Origin of the sequence: Jiella soli, from assembly GCF_020615385.1 — a bacterium.
Taxonomy (GTDB): Bacteria; Pseudomonadota; Alphaproteobacteria; order Rhizobiales; family Rhizobiaceae; genus VKMB-3413.
The window spans coordinates 98,741-115,775 of the sequence record NZ_JAJAVB010000015.1 but is presented as its reverse complement, the minus strand read 5'-3'; the positions used below and the strand labels follow the sequence as shown (position 1 = coordinate 115,775).

At 64.5% G+C, this 17,035-nt stretch carries 12 protein-coding genes; 9 read left to right on the top strand and 3 right to left on the bottom strand.

Annotated features, from left to right (window positions below):
* Positions 1 to 129 precede the first annotated feature (129 nt).
* The 7 genes from LH400_RS09010 to LH400_RS08980 all read left to right on the top strand — a co-directional run bounded on the left by LH400_RS09010 (position 130) and on the right by LH400_RS08980 (position 9,693).
* Positions 130 to 1,239 carry an ABC transporter substrate-binding protein gene (locus LH400_RS09010; protein WP_229152339.1) on the top strand — a complete coding sequence of 370 codons (1,110 nt, stop codon included), beginning with the start codon at positions 130 to 132 and terminating at the stop codon, positions 1,237 to 1,239.
* A gap of 84 nt (positions 1,240 to 1,323) precedes the next feature.
* Positions 1,324 to 2,241 (top strand): ABC transporter permease, encoded by a 918-nt coding sequence (locus LH400_RS09005; protein ID WP_229152338.1) that lies wholly within the window; start codon positions 1,324 to 1,326, stop codon positions 2,239 to 2,241.
* Positions 2,238 to 3,065, top strand: coding sequence for an ABC transporter permease (locus LH400_RS09000; protein WP_229152337.1), 828 nt, complete (start codon positions 2,238 to 2,240; stop codon positions 3,063 to 3,065). Before LH400_RS09005 ends, LH400_RS09000 begins: the two co-directional genes overlap by 4 nt.
* The gene (locus tag LH400_RS08995) at positions 3,062 to 4,147 is read left to right on the top strand and encodes an ABC transporter ATP-binding protein (protein WP_229152336.1); all 1,086 of its coding nucleotides are present in this window, start codon (positions 3,062 to 3,064) and stop codon (positions 4,145 to 4,147) included. Before LH400_RS09000 ends, LH400_RS08995 begins: the two co-directional genes overlap by 4 nt.
* A gap of 258 nt (positions 4,148 to 4,405) precedes the next feature.
* Positions 4,406 to 6,721: an HWE histidine kinase domain-containing protein gene (locus LH400_RS26330; protein ID WP_229152335.1), complete on the top strand. Its 2,316-nt coding sequence runs from the start codon at positions 4,406 to 4,408 to the stop codon at positions 6,719 to 6,721.
* 89 nt (positions 6,722 to 6,810) lie between these two features.
* Positions 6,811 to 7,266, top strand: a complete 456-nt coding sequence (locus LH400_RS08985) for a response regulator (protein WP_229152334.1) — start codon at positions 6,811 to 6,813, stop codon at positions 7,264 to 7,266.
* Positions 7,267 to 7,479: 213 nt separating this feature from the next.
* The gene (locus LH400_RS08980) at positions 7,480 to 9,693 is read left to right on the top strand and encodes a putative bifunctional diguanylate cyclase/phosphodiesterase (RefSeq protein WP_229152333.1); all 2,214 of its coding nucleotides are present in this window, start codon (positions 7,480 to 7,482) and stop codon (positions 9,691 to 9,693) included.
* A gap of 103 nt (positions 9,694 to 9,796) precedes the next feature.
* Here the strand turns inward: LH400_RS08980 and LH400_RS08975 are convergent, their stop codons facing one another.
* From LH400_RS08975 to rirA, 3 genes are all read right to left on the bottom strand, one after another.
* Entirely contained in the window at positions 9,797 to 10,504 is a 708-nt protein-coding gene (locus LH400_RS08975) for a Crp/Fnr family transcriptional regulator (RefSeq protein WP_229152332.1), read from the bottom strand.
* A gap of 587 nt (positions 10,505 to 11,091) precedes the next feature.
* Positions 11,092 to 12,879, bottom strand: a complete 1,788-nt coding sequence (locus LH400_RS08970; protein ID WP_229152430.1) for a methyl-accepting chemotaxis protein — start codon at positions 12,877 to 12,879, stop codon at positions 11,092 to 11,094.
* 591 nt (positions 12,880 to 13,470) lie between these two features.
* A complete protein-coding gene (gene rirA, locus LH400_RS08965) occupies positions 13,471 to 13,935 on the bottom strand; it encodes an iron-responsive transcriptional regulator RirA (RefSeq protein ID WP_229152331.1) in 465 nt (154 codons plus the stop codon).
* Positions 13,936 to 14,238: 303 nt separating this feature from the next.
* Here rirA and LH400_RS08960 point away from each other — a divergent pair, with 303 nt between their 5' ends.
* Both LH400_RS08960 and LH400_RS08955 read left to right on the top strand, forming a co-directional pair.
* Entirely contained in the window at positions 14,239 to 15,303 is a 1,065-nt protein-coding gene (locus LH400_RS08960; protein WP_229152330.1) for an ABC transporter ATP-binding protein, read from the top strand.
* Positions 15,304 to 15,472: 169 nt separating this feature from the next.
* Positions 15,473 to 16,789: an ABC transporter substrate-binding protein gene (locus LH400_RS08955; RefSeq protein ID WP_229152329.1), complete on the top strand. Its 1,317-nt coding sequence runs from the start codon at positions 15,473 to 15,475 to the stop codon at positions 16,787 to 16,789.
* Positions 16,790 to 17,035: the final 246 nt, after the last annotated feature.

The following is a 17,035-nucleotide window of genomic DNA, read 5'->3' as shown; positions in this document are numbered from 1 at the left end:
CATGCTCGGGGCCGAATGGTGACGACACGCAACTGTCATCGACCGGTGCTAGGTGGCCGACGCTCCTGTGGAGACGAGTTCATTCGCGCCGTTGCCGCAATCGGCAACCGGCCCCGAGAGGTTTTTCCAATGATCAAGCTTCGTAAGCGCACTGTGGCTCTCGCTGCGGTCCTGTCGTTCTCGACCTGCCTGGTGCAGGCCCGGGCCGCCGACTCCATGTCCATGGACGAACTCGTGGCGGCCGCCAAGAAGGAAGGCCAACTGACCACCATCGCGCTTCCGCATGACTGGTGCGGTTATGGCGACGTGATCGAAGGCTTCAAGAAGAAGTATGGTCTCACCGTCAACGAACTCAACCCGAACGCCGGTTCCGGCGACGAGATCGAGGCAATCAAGGCCAACAAGGGCAATACCGGCCCGCAGGCGCCCGATGTCATCGATGTCGGCCTGTCCTTCGGTCCGGCCGCCAAGAAAGACGGCCTGCTCGCTCCCTATAAGGTCTCGACCTGGGATTCGATCCCGGATTCCGCCAAGGATCCCGAGGGCTACTGGTACGGCGACTATTACGGCGTCCTCGCCATGGGCGTGAACAAGGACATCGTCCAGGAGGTGCCGCAGAGCTTCGCCGATCTGAAGGATTCCAAATACGCCAATTCCGTCGCCATTCCCGGTGATCCGCGCACCGGCAATTCGACGATGATGACGGTCTATGGCGCCGGCGTTGCCGAAGGCGCCAAGGACGGTGCCGAGGCGGCCGAGAAGGGCATCGCCTTCTTCAAGGACCTCAAGGAGAACGGCAATTTCGTGCCGGTGAACGGCTCGGCCCAGAACATGGCGCAGGGCACGACGCCGATCCTGTTCGACTGGGACTACAACGTCCTCGCGATGCGCGACAAGCTCGCCGGCAACCCGCCGATGGATGTCGTCATCCCCTCCGACTCGGTGATCGCCGGCGTCTATGTCCAGGCGATCTCGGCCTATGCGCCGCATCCGAACGCGGCGAAGCTCTGGATGGAGTATCTCTATTCGGACGAAGGCCAGCTTGGCTGGCTGAAGGGCTATTGCCACCCGATCCGCTTCAACGACCTCGCCGCCAACAAGAAGATCCCGCAGGATCTTCTGGCGAACATGCCGGCGCCCGAGGCCTATGCCAAGGCGATCTTCCCGACCCTCGACGAACAGTCGGCGGCCAAGGCGGTCGTCGCCGACAGCTGGGGCAAGGAAATGGGTGCGCAGTAAGCCTCGCCCGAAAGCGATCATTCGGACGCCGGCCTGCCGCCGGCGTCCGTTCCATGTTTCGGCAGGAAGGGGAATCGGGACGCGATGACGACCGAGGAGACAGTGGCACGAGAGGAAACGCGACCGATCTTTCCCGGCTTGTTTCCCAGTATCGTGCGCGGACTGGGCGGAAGCTGGCTGGGACTCCTGCCGTTCTTCCTGTTCGCCCTTCTGTTTCTGTTCCTGCCGATCCTCTATCTGATCACCGGCGCATTCCAGAATTCCGCCGGAGAATTCACGCTCCGCAACTTCGCCGAGCTGACGACGCCGAACATCATGGCGGCCTACTCGCTGTCGATCCGGCTTAGCCTCGTCTCGGCGCTGCTCGGCACAGTCACCGGCGTCCTCCTTGGCTATGCGGTGATCCTCGGCGGGTTGCCGCGCTGGATCCGGCCGGTCTTCATGACGTTCTCGGGCGTCGCGTCCAACTTCGCGGGCATTCCGCTCGCCTTCGCCTTCATCGCGACGCTCGGCCGCATCGGGCTCGTGACCGTGGTGCTGCGCGACGTCTTCGGCTTCAATCTCTACGGCGCGGGCTTCAACCTGTTCTCCTTTTGGGGCGTCGCGCTCACCTATCTCTATTTCCAGATGCCGCTGATGCTGTTGATCGTGGCGCCGGCGCTCGACGGGCTGAAGCAGGAATGGCGCGAGGCGGCGGAAATCCTCGGCGCCAGCCGGGGCCAGTACTGGCAGAAGGTGGCGCTCCCGGTGCTGACGCCTTCGATCCTCGGTTGTTTCCTCCTGCTCTTCGCCAACGCTTTCGGCACGCTTGCCACCGTCTATGCGTTGACCGGTTCGCGCTTCGCGGTGGTGCCGATCGTCCTGTTCCAGCAGATCCAGGGCAACGTGCTCTACAATCCCAATCTCGGCTATGCGCTCGCGGTCGGCATGGTCGTGATCATGGCGGTATCGAACACGATCTACCTGATCCTGCGCACCCGCGCCGAGAGGTGGCACAAGTGAAGAAGTCGTTCCCGCTTCTGTCGACGCTGATCGTCGCCCTGACGGCCTCCTACTTCCTGATCCCGCTCTATGCGACCTTCCAGTTCTCGCTGCAGATGATCCGCGGAACGTGGAGCTTCGAGGCCTACCGGTCGGTCTTCAACAGCGAGGTCTTCTTCGCCACGGTCAGCTTCTCGGCGGTCGCCTCGCTCGCGGCGATCGTGGTCGGCATCCTGATCGTCGTTCCAACGGCCTATTGGGTGCGGCTGAAGCTGCCCCGGCTGCGGCCGCTGGTCGAGTTCATCAGCCTGATGCCGCTGATCATCCCGCCGGTCGTCCTGGTCTTCGGCTATATCCGGCTGTTCGGGTCTGATTCGATCCTGCCGTTCACGATGAGCAACACCGGCACAAACGTCCTGCTCGTGGCCGGCTACGTCGTCCTGTCGCTTCCCTACATGTATCGGTCGGTCGACAACGGCATGGCGGCGATCGACATCACGACCCTGACCGAGGCCGCCGAGAGCCTCGGGGCGTCCCGGCTTCGCACCATTGCCGGCGTGATCTTCCCGAATGTCCGCGCCGCGATCGTCTCCGGCGCCTTCCTGACATTTTCCATCTCGTTCGGCGAATTCGTCATCGCAAGCCTTCTCAACAGGCCGGCCTTCGGTCCCTATCTCGTCCAGATCGGCCAGGACCGCGCCTATGAGCCGGCGGCGCTCGCCATCATGTCCTTCGCCCTCATCTGGGCCTGCATGGTGCTGATGCAGCTTTTCGCCGCCAGGAAGCCGGGCCGGCGACTTCTTCCAAGACCGGCCATCAAGTCAGCCAGGAGGGTTACGCCATGAGCTTTCTGAGGATCGACGCCGTCAGCAAGAGCTTTGGCGCCAACACCGTCGTGAAGAAATTCGACCTGTCGATCCGCAAGGGCGAGTTCATCTCGCTGCTCGGCCCGTCGGGCTGTGGCAAGACCACGGTCCTGCGCATGGTCGCCGGCTTCGAGATGCCGTCCTCCGGTTCGATCGTGATCGACGGCGACGACGTGACGAACCGGCCTGCCAACAGGCGACGGATCGGCATGGTCTTCCAGGCCTATGCGCTGTTTCCCAATATGAACGTCTTCAACAACGTCGCCTTCGGCTTGAAGATTACTGGAGCGGGGAAGGCGCAGATCCGCACGCGCGTCGAGGAGATGCTGTCGCTGATCGGGCTGTCGCATCTCGCCGACCGCTATCCCTACCAGATGTCGGGCGGCCAGCAGCAGCGCGTGGCACTTGCTCGCGCACTCGCGCCGCAGCCCCGGGTGCTGCTGCTCGACGAGCCGCTGTCGGCGCTGGACGCCAAGATCCGCACCTCGCTGCGCGAGGAGATCCGCCAGATCCAGCAGCGGCTCGGCATCACCACCATCTTCGTAACGCACGACCAGGAGGAGGCGCTGTCGATCTCCGATCGAGTCGTCGTCATGAATGCCGGACGGGCCGACCAGATCGGTACGCCCTACGAGATCTACAATCGCCCGGCGACGCGTTTCGTCGCCGGCTTCGTCGGCACGCTGAGCCTCGTCGACGGCGTTGCTGGGTCCGACCACACGGTCGCTGTCGGAGATTGCCCGATCACGCTAGCCGAGCCCTCACGCTGCGAACCGGGAACCCCGGTGACGCTGGCGCTGCGACCGGAAGCGGTGAAGCTCGAGCAGACAGCGGAGCGGATCAATCGCCTCACTTGCCGCGTCGAAGATACGAGCTTCCTCGGTTCGGTCGTGCGCCTCAGGCTCTCCTCCGCCGGCGGCACGCTGCTCGCCGACACGTTCAATTCGCCGGCTGCGCCGCCGCCGGTGCCGGGGGAGAAGGTCGATCTCTATTTCTCGCCCGCCGACGTGATCGCGCTGGCGAAGGAGCCAGGGGCGAAAGCCGTCCAAGCGGCACACTGATCTCATCCTTTCGTCGCAGGATCGGCCCGGCTCCCGCGTTTCTGCTGGTGGCGGGCAAGTCTTCGATGCCGTTCCACAGGCCGGATCCAGGAAAGCTCCTTCGACCCAGCCCCGTATTTGGACCTGATCGGCCGCGTCGCAGCCATGGAACGATCAGGGTCCGCCTCGGTCGTGGATTGAAACAGCTTCGGCTATGGTGCGCACACGCGATTCGTGTGTGTGACGGCGGACCGGCTAGCCGTGTGCGGCGGCCAAGCTGTGGAAACGGCTGACACACTCTGCGGGATCGCGCTCGTCAATGGCGAAAGAGTATGGCGGCCCGTGCTGCTCGACCGCGAAGACAAGATCGCACAGCGTGCTTCGGCCGGCGCTGACCGCCCTGTGCAGTCGTCCTCCCGTTTTGCCCGGGCGCTCGGGATCTTCAGCATTTGCGGCCTGTGCTGCGTCCTGTTCCTGACAGGGCTGTTCGCCCGTGTCAGCTGGCTTCAGATCGTCGACCGGACGCAGAGTGAGACGGCGAACACGGCCTTCTTCGTCAGCGAGCACGCGGAGCAGATCTTCAAGGTCGCCGACCTCGCGCTCGGTAAGGCGGCGGCAACGCTCGGCGAAAGGACATGGGACGAGGCGCAGGGCTCCCGCCAACTGTTCGAACGGCTGCGGGCGATTCGTGACGACATTCCCTACATCACCGATCTTTGGCTCCTCGACGCGGCAGGCGACCTGCGTCAGACGAGCTTTGCCTTCCCGGCGCCAAAATCCCACGCTGGAGATCGGAGCGCCTTCAAGGCACAGGTGCAGCAGGGAAGGGGCCTCTTCGTCGGGGAGGTGACGATCGGTCGCGTCAGCGGGCTGGAGACCTTCATGGTGTCACGCCGCATCGACGATGCGGCCGGCGGCTTCGAGGGTGTCGCAATCGCCACCGTCAATATCGACTATTTCAACGACTTCTGGACGCGTCTCACGCTGGCGCCGGGCATGCGGGTTTCGCTGGTCCGAAAGGACGACATGTCGATCCTGGCGTCCTACCCGACACGCTCGCAGCTTCTCAACGATGTCGCTTCCTTCTCGGCGGCCCTGGTGAGGAATCCGCAACACGGCCTCTACTCCTTTCACAGCAGCGACGGCGATCGGTTCGGGTCCTACCGGCGTGTTGCGAGCCTGCCGATCTTCATTCGCGTGACGCAGTCGCAGTCGGCGATGATGAACGACTGGGTCGAGGCCATGCTGGCCTATGCCCCGTTCTCCGTGATCGGGCTCGTCGCTCTTGGTGTGCTGACGGTCTTCGCGCGGCGGCTAGGTCGCTCCGAGGAGCGTTCGCGGCGCGCCTTGAACGAGGCGGTCGCGGCGCGGACGGCGGAGCTTGCCGAGCAGACCCGGCTCCTCGACAAGCTGAACGCCACGGGCCGGCTGATTGCAGCCGAACTCGACGGCGAAGCGGTCGTCAATGCGGTGGTCGGTGCGGCGAGAGATCTGTCCGGCGCCGCCTACGGAGCCTTCTTCTATCTCAAGACCGGCCCTGGCGGAGAGCGGCTTCGGCTGCATGTTCTGTCTGGCGCATCCGCGGCGGACTTCGCCGCCTTGGCCGATCCTCGCGATACCGAGATCTTCGCCCCCACCTTCAACCAGCGCAAGATCGTGCGCTCGGACGATATCCTTCGCGACCCGCGCTATGGCGGCAAAATCGTCGGCGACGCGGCCGGCGGCGGTATGCCGGCCGGCCACCTTCCGGTCCGCAGCTACCTGGCCGTTCCGGTCGTCAGCCGCTCCGGAGAGGTCCATGGTGCGATTCTGCTCGGCCATCCGGAGACGGGACAGTTCCGCGAGCGGCAGGAGCAACTCGCGGTGGGGGTTGCGGCGCAGGCGGCCGTTGCACTGGACAATGCCCGCCTCTACGAAGCCGCGCAGACGGAGATCGAGGGTCGAAAACGGGCGGAGGAACGCCAGAAGCTCCTGATCCGCGAGCTCAATCACCGCGTCAAGAACGTGCTTGCCACGGTCAAGGCGGTCCTGCGGTTGACCGGCCGCTCGACCGACAGCGTCAAAGACTTCGTCGAGATCTTCTCCGCGCGCATCAATTCGCTCGCCATGACGCACACGACCCTGACCGACAGCGTCCGCCAGACGGCCGATCTCCGCACGATCCTTCGGAACGAGCTGGCTCCCTATGATGAGCTGGAGCCCCGCCAGAGGATCAGTCTCGAAGGACCGGCGGTGACCTTGTCGTCCGAGACCGCAGTTCCGTTCGGCATGGCCGTGCACGAGTTGACGACCAACGCCGTCAAGCATGGGGCGTTGAGCGCCCCTGCGGGGCGACTTTCGGTCGAGTGGCGGATCCTTGCGGATCCGACTCCCGCCGCCGGCGCCGACGGGCAGACATCAGATGAGAGGCCGTCGCGGCACGTGCAGCTGACCTGGATCGAGAGCGGCGGACCTCCTCCCGAGCCGGCGGCGCAGCCGGGCTTCGGAACGGAACTGCTCGACCGCGTCGTCAGAATGCAATTGCAGGGCGAGTACGATACATCTCGCGGTGTTGAAGGCCTTCGACTGTCGATGCGAATTCCTCTTACGGCATAGGGACTTGCTCGCCAAAGCTCCGGTGGGCGCCGCAAGCTCGCCGGAGAAGCTGCTGAAATCACTGGCCAAAGTGGATTCACAAATTATATGTGTGGCTGACCGTGCCGATGGTGGCGCGGCCGAGCAACCGTCAGCAGTGCCGTACCCTGATCGCGATGCAGATACCCGACCAACTCGCCGGCCGACACATCCTTCTCGTCGAGGACGAGGTGCTGATCGGCATGGAGATGATCTACGAATTGGAGACGGCAGGCGCGTTCGTGACGCATGTGCTGACGCTGGAAGCCGCCTTGAAGGCGCTGGATCAGCCATGGTCCGCCGCCGTCCTGGATATTAATCTGCGCGGCAGGGAGGTCTATCCGGTCGCCGACCGTCTGCAGGAAATGGGAGTGCCTTTTCTCTTCTGCAGTGGTCACGGGTCCCGGCTGGAGACGTCGACGCGATATCCGAGATCGATGCTTCTGGCCAAGCCGGTGGATGAAACGAAGCTGCTGGCGTCACTGGCAGAACTTCTGGCGGGTTCACAAGATCGCACTCGGATTTAGGCCGCTGCCGGTGAGTGCGGAAGCGGCATGACAGCCGCAGGCTGGCGCCTGCGCCGATGGCCCGCGCCATGCTCGCTCCCCGTTGTCCGCGAAAGCGACCGATGCGTTCGCGCCTCGGGCCCGCGACGATGCAGGCGCATCCACTTTAACCTTTGATAACATTCCATCGCTAGACCTTTTGCAGGACTTCGTTGCAGGGTTGCAGTGGATGGCATGCAGATCGGATCGGAACCGTTGACCGGCGCCGTGGGGGAGCGGGAGCGCCTTCAGTGTCTCGCCACATATCGGCTGATGGACACGCCCCCGGAGCCGCGTTTCGATCGGATCGCACGCCTGGCCGCCGATGTGTTCGACGCTCCGATCGCGCTGATCTCCGTGCTCGACAAGCGCCGCCAATGGGTCAAGGCACGGGTCGGCCTCGATGTCGAGGCGACACCGCGCTCGATCTCCTTTTGCGCCCACACCATCCGCGAGTCCGGGGTCCTCGTCGTTCCCGATACGCTGTGCGACTCCCGCTTTGCCGACAATCCGCTGGTGAGGGACGATCCAAGGGTCAGGTTCTATGCCGGAGCGCCGCTGATCGCTGCCGGCGGGCACGCGATTGGTGCAGTTTGCATCGCCGACCGCCAGCCGCGCGAGGGCTTCAGCGACGCTCATCGCCGCCTGCTGGCCGATCTCGCCGCACTGGCGATGGAACAGATGGAATTGCGCCGCAGCGAAATCGTCCGGGCGGCGGCCATCGGCTTTGCCGATGCCTCGGACGCCGGGATGATCGCGGTGGACGTCAGGGGCCGGATCGAGTTCGTCAATCGTGCGGCGCTTTGCCTCTTCGGCTATGAGCAGAACCAGATGCTGGGGCGCTCGCTCGAAATGCTCATTCCCGACCGCATGCGCAGCGCCCATCGGGCAGGCATGGCTCGGGCGGCGGCCGGCGAGACGCTGAAGCTGGTCGGTAAGACCATCGAGGTGCCGGGTCTGCGGGCCGACGGCAGCGAGTTTCCGCTCGAACTCTCCATGTCGGCGTGGACCGACGAAGGCGGCGGCCTCGGCATCGGCGCGATCATGCGCGACATTTCCGCCCGCCGCGAGCGCGATGCGCGTCTGCTGCATCTTGCCCATACCGACGACCTCACTGGCCTCTCGAACAGACGCGACCTGGAGGACCGGCTGACGGGGCTTCTCGAGCGCGGGACTGCGGCGAGTGTCGTCCTCATCGATCTCGATGATTTCCGTTCGGTCAACGACGGTCTCGGACAAAGCGTCGGCGACAGCCTGCTGCAGGCGGTGGCGCTGCGGCTTCGGGCGGATGCGCCGGCCGGCGCGACGGTCAGCCGCTTTTCCGGCGACGACTTTGCGTTACTCTTGCCGGACATCGTCGATCCGGAACAACTCGAAGCGCTCGGGCAAACGATCATTTCGACGATGGATCGTCCGTTCGAACTCGACGGGATGGCCTTCCGCGTGGGGATCAGCCTGGGGATCGCGTCCACGCCGCTCGGCGGCTCCGAGGCGGAGGAACTGATCGCCAGCGCCGACATCGCGCTTCATCAGGCCAAGCAGGCGGGCGGACGGACAGCGTGCAGCTTTCAGCCGACGATGCGGAGCGTGGCGCTCGCGCGGCGCAGCCTGCAGTCGGAATTGCGGCGCGCCGTCGAGCGCGGCGAATTCGAGCTCCACTACCAGCCGCAGATCACCCTCGCCGACGGGCGGGTCCATGGGATGGAGGCGCTCCTGCGCTGGCGCCACCCGCAGCGCGGGTTGCTGCTGCCCGGCGCCTTCCTGCCGGCATTGGAGCCGATGGCCGTGACGCTCCCGCTAGGCTGGTGGATCCTGGACGAGGCGTGCCGTCAACTGGCGAATTGGCGAAGGGCAGGGATCGGACACTTCAGGGTCGCCGTCAACTTGTTCTCCGCGCAGTATCGCGCCGGCACGCTGACGCGGCAGGTTCGCGATGCGCTGGTGCGCAACGGCCTTGAGGCCAGCGCGCTGGAACTCGAGGTGACGGAAACCATCGCCCTGCACAATGACGATGCCGCCCTGGCGACGATCGACGAGCTGATGCGCTCCGGCGTTCATATCGCCTTCGACGACTTCGGCACCGGCTATGCGTCGCTGAGCACGCTGCAGAACTTCCCGCTGACGACGCTGAAGATCGACCGCGGCTTCATCCGCGACTTCCTGACCAGTCCGAAGGACGCCGCGATCGTCCGGGCGATGCTCAACATGGGACACGAGCTGGGATTGGAGACCGTCGCCGAGGGGATCGAAACCGGTGCACAGGAAGAAGCCCTGCGCGCGGCTGGCTGCCTTCTGGGGCAGGGCTATCACTTCAGCCGCCCGATCCCGGCGGGAGAGGTTGCCGCCTTCTGCAGCCGGCTTCGGCCAACATATGGCGAGCGTCGCGCAGCGAAGGTGCACGCTCTTTGATGGGAAGGGAGCGGACCGAGGGCGAGGTTCGCCGCGTGTCCGTCCGCCAGGGCACCGGCGTGCTCTTGGCTCGATCGCAGTGCGGCCGCCTGGATGGCCGCCTCTAGGTAAGTTCCAGGTATTCCCGCTTGAACTCCGCACGCTCCATCAGGGCGGTGACGTTGTGGATCACGAGCTGCCGGCCGTCGAGCCCGATTAGACCTTCGTCCCGCAATTGCTGCAGCATCCTGTTCGCATGGACGAGCGAGATCCCGAGCGTGTCGCCGATGTCCTGCTGACGCAGCGGCAGGCGGTAGCTGTTCGATCCCGCATGCCCGACCGCCTGCAGCCTTATGAGCAGTTCGCACAGAAGATGAGCCAGTTGGCGATCAGCCGAGCGTAAGCCCATGCCGACGATGCGCTCGCGCAGGATCGCCTTTTCCATCAGCCCCATGCGCCGCATCGCGTCGACGATCCGGGGATGATGCGTTGCCAACTCGTCGACCGCGGCGGTCGACAGTTCGAGGATGCTGCAGGGCGAGATGGTCGCCACGCTGTGGTCGAGAGCACCGATCAACGCCACATCGAGATCGGACGTGTCGCCCGGCAGAAGGAAGTCGGTGATCTGCCGCTTGCCAACCGACAGAAGCTTGTATCTGCAGGCAAAGCCTTCGAGGATGACGAGCACGGTGCGGGGGCGGACGCCTTCGCTCAGGAGATCTTGCCGGCTGCCGACATGGCGGGTGCCCAGAGCCAGTACCTGCAGGGCAGTCTTCTCGTCGTCCGTGAGCTCCGCGAATTTCTGGAGCTTTCGGATCAGGGCATTCGTCAAGCGAGTGTTCCTCTACCGCGTACCGCCGGCGAAGGCTCTTAAATCGCCGCATCGGCAGCGTGGTTCCTTATGAATAGACGAGCGTGCACATGCTTTCATCAACAAATGTGAAAATCGACACGCAGGATGGACATTTTCACTGACAGTATTGCGTCACAGTGCCTCATGGACAAGTTGAGCAGCAGATAAGTTGCACCAGGCCGGCCGGTGACCGGAAGGGAAGCTCCTCGGAGACGGCCCGTCCGTGGATGTCTGGTAAGACTGTCGAAGCAGTTCTCGATCGGCAGTAGCGTTATGCTTAGGCTCCGGCGGCACGTGACGGTGGAAAGCTGAGCACTCTGCAGTGAGGGAATGCTGCCGCTGATCTGTCATAGCCGTCGCGGTTTGAGCCCGATGTCGCAGTGCGATCAAGCGGTACGATGGCAGCGGATCCTCGATGTCCGCCTGGGCCGGCTGGCCGGCGGCACGTGGCACGTCGCGCACTGCCTCTTGGGCGAGGTCTGCGGGATGATGCAGTCGCTCGAAGCGACAACGTACGCGCCTCGTGAATGGGGCGCGGGGACCCGCCCTGCGCCCCTTCCGGCTGGCTAGAAATCCTGCCAGTCATCCTGCTTGAGGGCAGTGTTGCCGCGTGTTGCGAAGGTGCTGCGGCTAGCGCTCCTGATGCTGCGGACATGCGAGTGGCCGCTGGTCGACTGCTTCGCCTCGGCCGTCCGCCCTTTGCGGCCGGCATCGTTGGCGATGTCGAACTTCGCCAGCAGAATGTTCAGCTCCTCGGTCTGGCCGGCAAGGTTGTGACAGGCGGCCGTCGATTCCTCGACCATGGTCGCGTTCTGCTGGGTGCCCTCGTCGATCGAGCCCACCGCCTTGTTGATCTCGGCGAGCCCGATAGCCTGGCCGCGTGCCGCCTGAACGATCGCCCTGACGTTTTCGTCGATCGCCTGAACCTCGGCGACGATGGTCTGAAGCGCCCTGCCGGTTTCTCCGACCAGCGCGACACCCTGTTCGACCTGAGCGCTCGACTTCTGGATCAGGCCCTTAATCTCCTTGGCCGCCTCGGCCGAGCGCTGGGCCAGTGCCCGGACTTCCTGCGCGACCACGGCAAAGCCCTTGCCGGCCTCGCCGGCCCTGGCGGCCTCCACGCCCGCATTGAGCGCCAAGAGATTGGTCTGGAAGGCGATCTCGTCGATGACGCCGATGATCTGCGAGATCTGGTTTGAAGACCCCTCGATCTCGCCCATGGCGGCGACGGCCCGTTCGACCACAGTGCCGGACTTTTCGGCTTCGGTCTTGGTTTTCCCGACCAGCGCGCCGGCCTCTTCGGCCCGCGTCGAGGAATTTCTCACGGTCTCGGTCAGCTCGCCGAGCGCTGCGGAGGTCTCCTCCACGGAGGCGGCCTGTTGCTCTGTGCGGCGGGCGAGGTCGTCGGAAGCGATCCGGATCTCGTCGGTCGCCATCTTGATCGTCTGCGCGGTCTCGCCAACCTGGGAGATCGCGTCCTGCAGGACGACGAGTGAGGCGTTGAGGTCGAGACGCAGCTTGTCGAGACTTGGAATGAACGGCTCGTCAATCCGCTGCTTGAGGTCGCCATTCGCGAGCCGCCCGAGAGCTGTCGCGATGGTGTTCACTGCGTTGACACGGCCGGTAACGTCACTGGCGAACTTCACCACCTTCACGACCTTGCCGTCGGCATCGAAGATCGGGTTGTAGGACGCTTGGATGAAGACCTCCCTGCCGCCCTTGCCGATCCGCTTGAACTCGTCGCTGACGAACTCGCCGCGGCCGACCTTCGCCCACAGCTCCCGATATTCGGGGCTCTGCCCATAGGCGGGCTCGACGAACATCGCATGCTTGCGGCCCCTGATCTCGTCGAGCGAATAGCCCATCGCCTTGCAGAAATTCTCGTTCGCCGTCAGGATCGTTCCGTCGAGTGCGAACTCGATCATGGCCTGCGCCCGGGAGATCGCGTCGAGCTTGCCGGCGTTTTCCGCCGAGGCCAACTTGACCGCCGTGATGTCGGTGGCGACCTTGACGACCTTGACCACCTTGCCGCCCTTCATGACCGGATTGTAGGATGCCTCGATCCAGATCTCGCGGCCGCCCTTGGCGATCCGCTTGTACTGCTGGGCGTCGAATTCGCCGCGCGCCAGCTTGGCCCAGAACTCGCGATAGTCGCCGCTCCGGGCATAGCCGGGCTCGACGAAGATCGAGTGATGCCGGCCAACGATCTCGGCTTCGGTGTAGCCGATCGCCGACAAGAAGTTCTCGTTCGCCGTCAGCACAGTGCCGTCCGGCTTGAACTCGATGATTCCGAGCGATCGCGACAGTGCCTTTAGCACGGCGTCGCTGTTCGAACCGGTTCCGAAGTTCAGCATAGCCATTCCCAACCTCCACCAAGCGGAAAACGCGCCGCTGTCACGCGATGAACGGGCCCGCAACGACAGCCGATCGCGGGAAGATTGACCGAACCGATCGCGGCGAGCCGCGGACGAGACCATCAGTCAGGCGAATAAATCATCTCATCTGATTTAATCGCGCTCCGGACCACTAGCCCATGTTTAATAAGGATATCTCTGATAAATCGTTAAATACTGAAACACATCAAATGAATAGACTCAGCAACTTCTGCGAAAGTGTTGAGGAGATCCGCGGCATTTCGGTTTAATGACAGACAGTAAATTTGGCTGATCATGGAGCGAGGTGGCGGTAACCCGGCGCGCCTTATTGGATGACGCAGCGTCGTCCTTCCTGCCATGGCCGATCTCGAAGAAGCCGACGCCGGCGAACGGATGAAAAGGTCGCCCGGCTGGTCGTGACGGTTCGGGCAGTCGGCGCGGGGCCGAACCGGCGGGGTCACTCGCCCAACAGATGAAAGCCTGTGGCCCCCGGGGGCTCTCCGATAGGCTCCAAGCGAAGCTTTGGCCGATGCGGGCCGTGGCTGATAGTTGCGCGGGTGTGGGCGCGGCTTAGTTCACCGTCGCGGGAGCAGTCTCGACACCGGTCAGCCCCAGGCGGCGGCGCATGAAACCGCTGTCGGCCACGAGATCGGCGATCGAATATTGGCCGAGCGCGTTCATGAAGGCGTCCAGCGCTTCGCGCAAAGCGGCGTTCAACCCGCAATTGTCGATAAGCGGGCAGTCGACGGCACCGGTCTCGAAGCATTCGGCGAGGGCGAAGCTCTCCTCGGTCGCCTGCACGACGTCCTTGAGCGTGATCGTCTCGGCAGGCTTGGCCAGGCGGATGCCGCCATTGCGGCCGCGGAGCGTCTCGACCATGCCGACTTCGACGAGCGGCTGGAGAATCTTGAACAGGAAGAGTTCGGACGCTGCATAGGCGGCCGCGATTTCGCGGATACGGCTGAGGCGGTCGCCATTGGCGGCGCAGTACATCAGGATCCGGATCGCATAATTGGTCTGTCGGGTGAGACGCATGAAGAATCCTCTGGCGGCCGATGCCGCCCTGACCTGTTCGTCGCTAATCCTTTAGAACAATTCCAGGAAGGATTCAAAGCCGTGCGCTCGGATCGGTCCGCAGTGTGCCGCGCCGCGATCCGGAAATCCCAGCGTATACAGGCCAGTTCGCCGCAAACGGCGAGACAGGCGCGTTTGCCACGGATCGCTTGATGTTGGTGAAACAAGGCGGCGCTGCGGCCTGGCGCCGGTCGAGACCGGTTGCGCCCGACCGCTTTCCCGGCCACTATGCCCGCCAACGAATACATTAAGGCGGGGAAACATATGGCATCGGTGGCGTTCCGCGGCGTCCGCAAGGCGTTCGGATCGGTGGAGGTCCTGCACGGCGTATCGATCGACATCGACGAGGGACAGTTCGTCGTTCTGGTCGGACCGTCCGGTTGCGGGAAGTCGACGCTGTTGAGGATGTTGGCGGGGCTCGAGCACGTCTCCGGTGGCGAAATCCTGATCGGCGACAGGGTCGTGAACGCGCTGCCGCCGAAAGAGCGCGACATCGCCATGGTATTCCAGAACTACGCGCTCTATCCGCACATCACGGTGGCGGAGAACATGGGCTTTTCGCTCAAGCTGAAGGGGGTCTCGAAGGCGGAGATCGCGGAGAGGGTCCGGCCGGCGGCCGAGATCCTCGGCCTGTCGCATCTCCTCGACCGCTACCCGCGCCAGCTTTCCGGCGGCCAGCGCCAGCGCGTCGCGATGGGCCGGGCGATCGTCCGCGAACCCCAGGTCTTCCTGTTCGACGAGCCTCTGTCGAATCTCGACGCCAAGCTCCGAGTCTCGATGCGGACCGAGATGAAGAACCTCCACCAGCGGCTTAAGACAACCACGGTCTATGTCACGCACGACCAGATCGAGGCGATGACCATGGCCGACAAGATCGTCGTCATGCATGACGGGATCGTCGAGCAGGTCGGTGCGCCGCTCGATCTATACGACCGGCCGAACAACCTGTTCGTCGCCGGTTTCATCGGCTCGCCGGCCATGAACATGCTGACCGGCAAGCTCGATGCGTCGGACCGCACGGTGTTTGTCACCGGCGACGGCGTGCGTCTGCCTGTGAGTGCGCCCGGACGGGCGGAGCCCGGCCGCGAGCTCGTCTACGGCGTGCGGCCGGAGGCGGTCCGGCTCGGCGGCGACATTCCTCTGCTGATCGAAGTCGTGGAGCCGACCGGCTCGGAGACGCATGTCGTCGCCAAGCTCGGCGCCAGCGAGGTGACCTGCGTGTTTCGGGAGCGGATCGCGGCGGGCCCTGGCGAGGAGTTGAAGGTCTCCTTCGATCCTGGGGCGATCCACATCTTCGACGCCAAGGGAGGCGAACGCTTGTCAGCCTGATTAAGGCCGTCCGGAGCCCGGGGAGGGGCTGCGAAAAGATCTGCCGAGACCGGCAAGCCCTCTGGGCGCTGGTCCGGGCGATGGGTCGACGACGACGACAGCGGGCGCGGGAGCCGCTGTCCGAGGCGGCCCGGGCGGAGGATCCCGCTATCAAAGAGGAGGAGATTTCATGACCATCGATCGCAGAACCTTATTGCAGGGCACGGCGGGCCTCGTGGCCGGCGCGGCGCTTGGCGGATTCGCGGGCAGCCGCGGCGCCTTCGCGCAGGGCACGATGCCGACCTTCACCCCGGAAAAGGGCGCATCGCTTCGGCTTCTGCGCTGGGTGCCGTTCGTCGGCGGCGAAGAGGCGGCCTGGAACGCCAATACCAAGGCGTTCACCGAGGCGACCGGCGTTCCCGTGCAGATCGATCAGGAAAGCTGGGAGGACGTGCGTCCGAAGGCGGCCGTCGCGGCGAATGTCGGATCGGGTCCCGACATGGTGATGAGCTGGTTCGACGACCCGTTCCAGTATCCTGACAAGCTCGTCGACGTCACCGATCTCGCCAATGGCCTCGGGGAGGCGAATGGCGGCTGGTACGACGGCCTCAGGGGCTATGCGACGCAGGGCGACAAGTTCATCGCCGTGCCGCTCTGCGCCATCGGCAACGCCGTCTGCTATCGCGACAGCCATGTGAAGGCAGCCGGATTCTCCGAGTTCCCGCAGGAGACCGACGGCTTTCTCGAGCTGTGCAAGGCGATGAAGGACAAGGGTACGCCCGCCGGCTTCCCGCACGGCAAGGCCGTCGGCGACGGCAACAACTACGCGCACTGGCTCCTGTGGAGCCACGGCGGCATGACGGTTGACGAGAACGGCAAACCGGCGATCGACAGCCCGGAGACGCGGGCCGCGATCGACTATGCCAAGAAGCTCTACGCGACCTTCATTCCGGGCACCGAGAGCTGGCTCGATATCAACAACAACCGTGCCTTCCTCGCCGGGCAAATCTCGCTGACGGCCAACGGCGTTTCGCTCTACTACGCGGCGAAGAAGGATCCGGCGATGGCCGAGATCGCCGAGGACATCCGCACCACCAATCTGCCTGTCGGCCCCGTGGGCAAGTCGGTCGAACTGCACCAGACCTCGACGCTCAACATCTTCAAGCACACCAAATATCCGGAAGCGGCCAAGGCCTACATCGCCTTCATGTTCCAGCCGGAGAAGTTCAACGCCTGGCTGGAAGGCGCGAGCGCCTATTGCTGCCAGCCGCTGAAGGCGTTCGCCGACAATCCGGTCTGGACGTCGAACCCGATCCACGAGCCCTATTCGCGGGCGTCCGCGAGCCTGCGGCCGAACGGCTGGGCCGGCCCGCTCGGACCGGCCTCGGCGGGCGTGATGGCCGACTACGTCCTCGTCGACATGTTCGCCGAGGCGGTCACCGGCCAGCGCTCGGCCGACGAGGCGATCAAGAACGCGCATCGCCGGATCGCGCGCTACTATCGCTGAACGAAAGGCATCCTCCCAGCGCCTCGTCCCTGCCGCGCCGGCCCGCTTGCCGGCTGCGGCGGGGCAAGGGGGCTGATGGGAGGGGCGGACCTGTTCGTACGGATGAGGGCGAGGCGCGAGCCTCGCCCTTGCAGGCCGCCGGCTCACCCATCGGATCGGGCTCGGGACGAGACGGCCGCTAAGATGGCAACCGCATGGATTTCATCGCGAAGGAGCGAAGAGGCATGGCGACGATCGACACGACTT

Coding starts and splice junctions, on each gene's coding strand:
- LH400_RS09010 (WP_229152339.1), top strand. CDS start 130: ATGATCAAGCTTCGTAAGCGCACTGTGGCTCTCGCTGCGGTCCTGTCG.
- LH400_RS09005 (WP_229152338.1), top strand. CDS start 1,324: ATGACGACCGAGGAGACAGTGGCACGAGAGGAAACGCGACCGATCTTT.
- LH400_RS08995 (WP_229152336.1), top strand. CDS start 3,062: ATGAGCTTTCTGAGGATCGACGCCGTCAGCAAGAGCTTTGGCGCCAAC.
- LH400_RS08980 (WP_229152333.1), top strand. CDS start 7,480: ATGCAGATCGGATCGGAACCGTTGACCGGCGCCGTGGGGGAGCGGGAG.
- LH400_RS08970 (WP_229152430.1), bottom strand. CDS start 12,879: ATGCTGAACTTCGGAACCGGTTCGAACAGCGACGCCGTGCTAAAGGCA.
- rirA (WP_229152331.1), bottom strand. CDS start 13,935: ATGCGTCTCACCCGACAGACCAATTATGCGATCCGGATCCTGATGTAC.
- LH400_RS08960 (WP_229152330.1), top strand. CDS start 14,239: ATGGCATCGGTGGCGTTCCGCGGCGTCCGCAAGGCGTTCGGATCGGTG.
- LH400_RS08955 (WP_229152329.1), top strand. CDS start 15,473: ATGACCATCGATCGCAGAACCTTATTGCAGGGCACGGCGGGCCTCGTG.